Source organism: Mesorhizobium sp. M2A.F.Ca.ET.037.01.1.1 (genome assembly GCF_003998075.1).
Lineage (GTDB): Bacteria > Pseudomonadota > Alphaproteobacteria > Rhizobiales > Rhizobiaceae > Mesorhizobium.
The window spans coordinates 1-4,997 of the sequence record NZ_RZSA01000467.1; the positions used below are offsets into that span (position 1 = coordinate 1).

The following is a 4,997-nucleotide window of genomic DNA, read 5'->3' on the forward strand; positions in this document are numbered from 1 at the left end:
GCCTATCTCTATCTGATGCAGAACGAATTCATGACCGGCGAGACCGTCCATATCGACGGCGGGCAGCGGCTGGTGTGATCGGAAAGGCCGGACTCTGTCCGAGGATCCGGCTCCGCCATCGCGGCCCCAAGGGCCGGGCCTCGCTTTCCGACCCCTTGTCGGGCAATGGCGTTTCTGGCGGAACGCTCATATACATGACGCTCGAATGAGCAGCGCCTCCGCGTCGTCGAGGAACGCCATGCGAAGGGTCATCGTCACCGTCATCTGCCTTGCCGCCGCGACAGGCGCCAACGGCCACGACTGGTACCAAAACAAGGTCGATCCGATAACGAACCTCAAATGCTGCGGCGGCACGGATTGCCGCCCCATACCGGAGTCCTCGGTGCAGTCCAGGGCGGACGGCGGCTATGTCTATCTGCCCGATGGCTTCAACATCCCGCGAGAGCGCGTGCAGGAATCGCCGGACGGCCGATACCATATCTGCGAGAACAGATACGTCATCACCAACCAGCCCTATCTGCGCTGCTTCTTCGCGCCGCGCCTCAAGGTCTCGCGGTTGCTTCCGCAGTAACCGCCGCCACCAGCTCTTTACGGTCACTGCTGATTACCGGCCCGTTGGGCGCGCCCAAGTCCATACTGAAGACGTTGCTGACCGGAGCAAAGCGCGCTGCAAACCGTTAGACCCGACAGTGCTGCAGGAATGGCAAGGATGGCGCAACAAGTCAAAAAGCAGGAGCCTCTCGCCTTTCGCTTCGCCGATGACGGGCTGGTGCCCAATCATCCGCGATGGCCCATGCTTGTCTATCCCGGCGCGGTGCCGCTGCCGGACGACGTCGATCCGGCCGCGGTCTTCGAGGAGATTTTCGGCGCGAATGGCTGGGGCGACAGCTGGCGCAACGGCATCTACAGCTTCGTTCACTACCACTCGCGCATCCATGAGGTTTTGGGCATCGCGCGCGGCGCCGCCGAGGTGCGCTTCGGCGGTGACAAGGGCAAGGTGCTCGAGGTCAAGGCGGGCGACGTGGCGGTGCTGCCGGCAGGCACTGGCCACCAGCGCCTGTCCGGCTCGGCCGACCTCCTGGTGGTCGGCGCCTATCCGCCGTTCGGCACATATGATCTGTGCCGCAGCCCCGAGCAGCATGCCGAGGCGCTGCGCACGATCCCGGGGGTCCGCCGTCCCGACAAGGATCCGCTTTTTGGCAGCGACGGGCCGCTGCTGAAAGCGTGGAGTAAGTTGGCGGCCTGAACCGCAACGCGGCCGTCCCCTACGGATAATGCTCCTTCTTCGGCGCATAGATTGCCGGATTGAAATCCAGTTCTTTCGGCAGCGGCCGGCTTGAGCACTGCAGGTGCGTCTGCCTGGCAAGCAGCAGCCGCTGCTGCCGCTCATGCTCCTTCACTGCCGCCACCATCCCCATGCTGTAAGGTCCAAGCAGCACGCCCATGCCCCAGCCGGGATGGTCCTTCTCGCGCTGCGCATAGTCGGCTGCGGCGGCGCGGGCCTGCTGGCATCCCGGCGATGCCCATTTCGGATCCTGTTGCGACAGCGAGGCGCCATAGTCGGCTGGAGAGGACACGCATCCAGCCACACCCGCGCAGAGCGCGGCGATCACCGCATTTCTCATCCTTGAGTCCTCGCTAATTTAAGGCCGGAGAGACCACAGAATGCTTCTTCGCACAAGCGAGATGGCGGCAAAAGGAGAGAGCCGGACAACTGCTGTCGTCGTCCGTCGAGGCGTTCCCGAAATTTTTTCAACACCTCGTTCCGTTTCCACCCGCCGCTTCGTCCTTAACTCGTCCGCACCGAAAAGGAGAGCCGCAATGGCTGGAATGATCGTCATCTACAAGCAGCCAGCCGACGCGCAGGCGTTCGACAAGCACTATTTCGAGACGCATATACCGCTGGCCAAGAAGATACCGGGCTTGAGGAAATACGAAGTAAGCCGGGGGCCGATCACGGTGCTCGCCGGACCGTCTGACGTCTACCTGATCGGGACACTTCATTTCGACGATCTCGACGCGATGAAAAAAGGGATGGCGAGCCCGGAGGGAAAAGCGGCCGGCGCGGATCGCCGGCTCTACGCGCCTGATGGGTCGGGCGTTCAGATCTTCATTTTCGACAGCATGGAAATCTGAGCCCGCTCGCCGCCGCTCAGAATTTCCGGCTGAGATAGGCCGACCCGCGAAGCCCGAACCGCCACTCGAATTCCACCGCCTTGGTCAGGCCGATCCTGCGGCCGCTGACGATGGCGGAGGGATCGGCCCGCGACGGGGCAAACTCGAAAGGCGGCGCGGTCAGCGGCAGCCGATTGTGCGAGCCGTCGATGCCGAGCGCCTGGCAGAGCTTGCCGGGCCCGGAGCAGAGCACCCGCTCGTCAGCTACGCCGCGCCGGCCGTGCATCTCGGCAATGCCCGATTGCGGCTGGAGCGCGCGGATCAGCACGGCGCTGCCCGGCAGGCACACCGCGTTCAGGCACCAGTGCAGGCCGTAGGAGCGATACACATAGGCCGTGCCGGGCGCGCCATACATCGGCGCGTTGCGCGGCGTGCGGCCACGATACGCGTGTGAGGCGGGATCGTCGGGCCGGTAGGCCTCGGTCTCGACGATGATGCCGCCGACACCGGAGAGCGCGAGCGTGGCGCCGATCAGTTTGCGGGCGACCACAAGCGCGTCGCGGGCGAAGAAATCGGCGTCGACCGGATCGACCATCGTCGGCGTTCGATCAGCCAAGCAAATTTCGCGCCGCGCGCATGAAGATCCGGGAGCCGATCGGGATCAGGTCGTCGGGAAAATCATAGTCGGGGTTGTGCAGCGATGGGTGCCTTTCGCCGGCGCCGAGGAAGAACATCGCCGATTTGGCGCTGTGGCCGAAAATGCCGAAATCCTCCGAGGCGCGCATCGGCAGCGCCGCCTCGCTGCGCGCAACGCCTTCCTCGTCGAGCGCGCGGGCGAGATGCTCGACCGCGTCCGGCGCGTTGACGCTGGCGACGAAGATCTCGTGATAGTCGAAGCGCACGGCAAGGCCATGTGCGGCGGCGATTTCTGCCGCGAGCGCCTCCGCGGCGGCGACGAGTTCCGCCATGCGCTCGTCGCGCCTGGTGCGCAGCGTCGCCCACACTTCCGCATAGCCCGGCGCGATGCCGAACACGGCTTCGCCCATCGAACAATGGGTGACGGTCAACATGCTGAAATCGTCGTCGGCGAAAGTGCCGCGCCCGAGCGCGGGCAGCGCCGGCATCAGCTCGCTCACCGTCGGCATCGGCGAGGTGCCGGTTTCCGGCATCGAGGAATGCGCGGTCTTGCCCTCGAGCACGATGCGCATGCCGCGCGAGGCGCAATTGACAGTGCCGGCCTTGAGCCGCACCTCGCCGAACGGCACGCCGGGCAGATTGTGCAGCGAAAACGCGAAGTCCGGCGCGATCTCGGCGAAGCGCGGATCGGCGACGACGCCGGCCGCGCCGTTTCCGGTCTCCTCGGCCGGCTGGAACATCAGCACGACACGGCCCCGCGCCGGCCTGTCACGTCCGAACTGGCGGCCGAGCGCGGCCAGGATCGCGGTGTGCCCGTCATGCCCGCACATATGCGACTTGCCCGGCACTTGCGAAGAATGCGCGACGCCCGAAAGCTCCTCGATGGGCAGCGCGTCGAGCTCGGAGCGGAACAGCACCGTCGGCCCGGCCTGGCCGCTGTCATAGACCGCCACCACGCCATGGCCGCCGAGCCCCGTCAGCACCTTGTCCGGCCCGGTATCGGCGAGGAAGTCCACCACTTCCTTCGCCGTCTTCTCCTCCTCGTTGGAAATTTCCGGCTGCCGGTGCAGCTTGCGGCGCCATTCGGTCAGCTCGACGATGTCTCGATTGGTGAGGGTCATGGGTTGGAACTCCGCTTGGGCTTGCCGGTCACACAAACACGATAGGGTTTTTCTCGCGCCGTGCCATGGCGATCAATTCCGCTAGGCCATCGGCGCCCTGTTTTCTCCGAGCTTCTGGCGCCGTCAGTTCCTAATTAGGAAATGCTCCGTAAACCGCTGAAATCCTTAACACGATTTTCATCCCGGTCGCCTAACCACTTAGGTCATGACAAGGCATGATGAGCGGCTGGCTGCTGGTCCCTCTTCCGGGGAGCGCGGCGGAGCCGTGGACGCCGGCATCCTGCGCGATCAGCTCGCCGATCTGAGCAAGGGTGTCTTCATCTCGATGCCTATCGGCACGGTGCTGGCAGCCCTAATCCTGGCGGTGCAGCTGTTGTCGGGAGGCGGCCTTGCCGCAGTGGCCTGGTTTGCCGCCATCGCCCTGGTCAATGGCGCTCGCGTGGTGCTCGCGCTCGCCCAGTCGGGCGCGGCCGACGAGCGGCAGCAGGCGGTCGGCGCCCGGCTTTCCCTCTATGGCTTGCTGGCGCTGGCGTCGGGTGTCGCCTGGTCGTTCCTGGCGCTGCTCAGCGACGGATACACCACCGCCCAGGCGCCGCTCTATCTGATCGTGCTCGCCGGCACCTCGGCCGGCTCGGTCACCTACTGCACCTCCCACGCGCCGGCCTCGATCAACTTCATCACGCTGCCGCTTCTCACCGCCGCGGCCTGCGTGCTGGCGCAAGGCGGCGTCGAGAACGACGTGCTGGGCTTCACCATCCTGCTGTTCCTCGGCGGCATGATCAGAGGAGCGCTTCTGGGGCAATCCCGCTTCCGCGAGACGAGCCGCCTCAAATACGAGGCGCGTGAGTTCGCCGCCGAGATGGAACGCAACTCCAGGCGCGATCCGCTGACGGGCCTGCTCAACCGCTCCGGTCTGGAGCAGGCAATCGCCGGGCTCGGCGTTTCCGACGGCCCGTTCGTGGCCATGCTGATCGACCTCGACGGCTTCAAATCCGTCAACGACACCTATGGCCACACCATCGGCGACGGCCTGCTGGTCAAGGTGGGGCGCCGGATCGAGGACCACGCCCCGCAAGGTGCCACGATCGCGCGCATCGGCGGCGACGAGTTCGTGCTGCTCTTCTC

7 protein-coding genes are annotated in these 4,997 nt (G+C 65.5%); 4 read left to right on the forward strand and 3 right to left on the reverse strand.

Going from position 1 to position 4,997, the window contains the following annotated elements:
- Nucleotides 1–205: 205 nt before the first annotated feature.
- Nucleotides 206–571 (forward strand): hypothetical protein, encoded by a 366-nt coding sequence (locus EOA27_RS21585; RefSeq protein ID WP_126078058.1) that lies wholly within the window; start codon nucleotides 206–208, stop codon nucleotides 569–571.
- Nucleotides 572–709: 138 nt separating this feature from the next.
- Nucleotides 710–1,246 (forward strand): cupin, encoded by a 537-nt coding sequence (locus tag EOA27_RS21590; RefSeq protein WP_126078057.1) that lies wholly within the window; start codon nucleotides 710–712, stop codon nucleotides 1,244–1,246.
- Nucleotides 1,247–1,265: 19 nt separating this feature from the next.
- Here the strand turns inward: EOA27_RS21590 and EOA27_RS21595 are convergent, their stop codons facing one another.
- Nucleotides 1,266–1,625 carry a hypothetical protein gene (locus EOA27_RS21595; RefSeq protein WP_126078056.1) on the reverse strand — a complete coding sequence of 120 codons (360 nt, stop codon included), beginning with the start codon at nucleotides 1,623–1,625 and terminating at the stop codon, nucleotides 1,266–1,268.
- A 196-nt stretch (nucleotides 1,626–1,821) separates the two neighbouring features.
- Between EOA27_RS21595 and EOA27_RS21600 the strand changes: the two genes are divergently transcribed.
- Nucleotides 1,822–2,136 carry an EthD family reductase gene (locus tag EOA27_RS21600; RefSeq protein ID WP_126083438.1) on the forward strand — a complete coding sequence of 105 codons (315 nt, stop codon included), beginning with the start codon at nucleotides 1,822–1,824 and terminating at the stop codon, nucleotides 2,134–2,136.
- Between the two features lie 16 nt (nucleotides 2,137–2,152).
- Here EOA27_RS21600 and EOA27_RS21605 read toward each other — a convergent pair whose 3' ends face one another.
- Together EOA27_RS21605 and EOA27_RS21610 are read right to left on the reverse strand one after the other, a co-directional pair.
- On the reverse strand, nucleotides 2,153–2,710 hold the full coding sequence (locus EOA27_RS21605) for a DNA-3-methyladenine glycosylase (protein WP_126083437.1): 558 nt from the start codon (nucleotides 2,708–2,710) through the stop codon (nucleotides 2,153–2,155).
- A gap of 13 nt (nucleotides 2,711–2,723) precedes the next feature.
- The gene (locus EOA27_RS21610) at nucleotides 2,724–3,872 is read right to left on the reverse strand and encodes an amidohydrolase (protein WP_126078055.1); all 1,149 of its coding nucleotides are present in this window, start codon (nucleotides 3,870–3,872) and stop codon (nucleotides 2,724–2,726) included.
- Between the two features lie 265 nt (nucleotides 3,873–4,137).
- Between EOA27_RS21610 and EOA27_RS21615 the strand changes: the two genes are divergently transcribed.
- On the forward strand, nucleotides 4,138–4,997 hold an 860-nt coding region (locus EOA27_RS21615; protein ID WP_245491132.1), incomplete at its 3' end, for a diguanylate cyclase.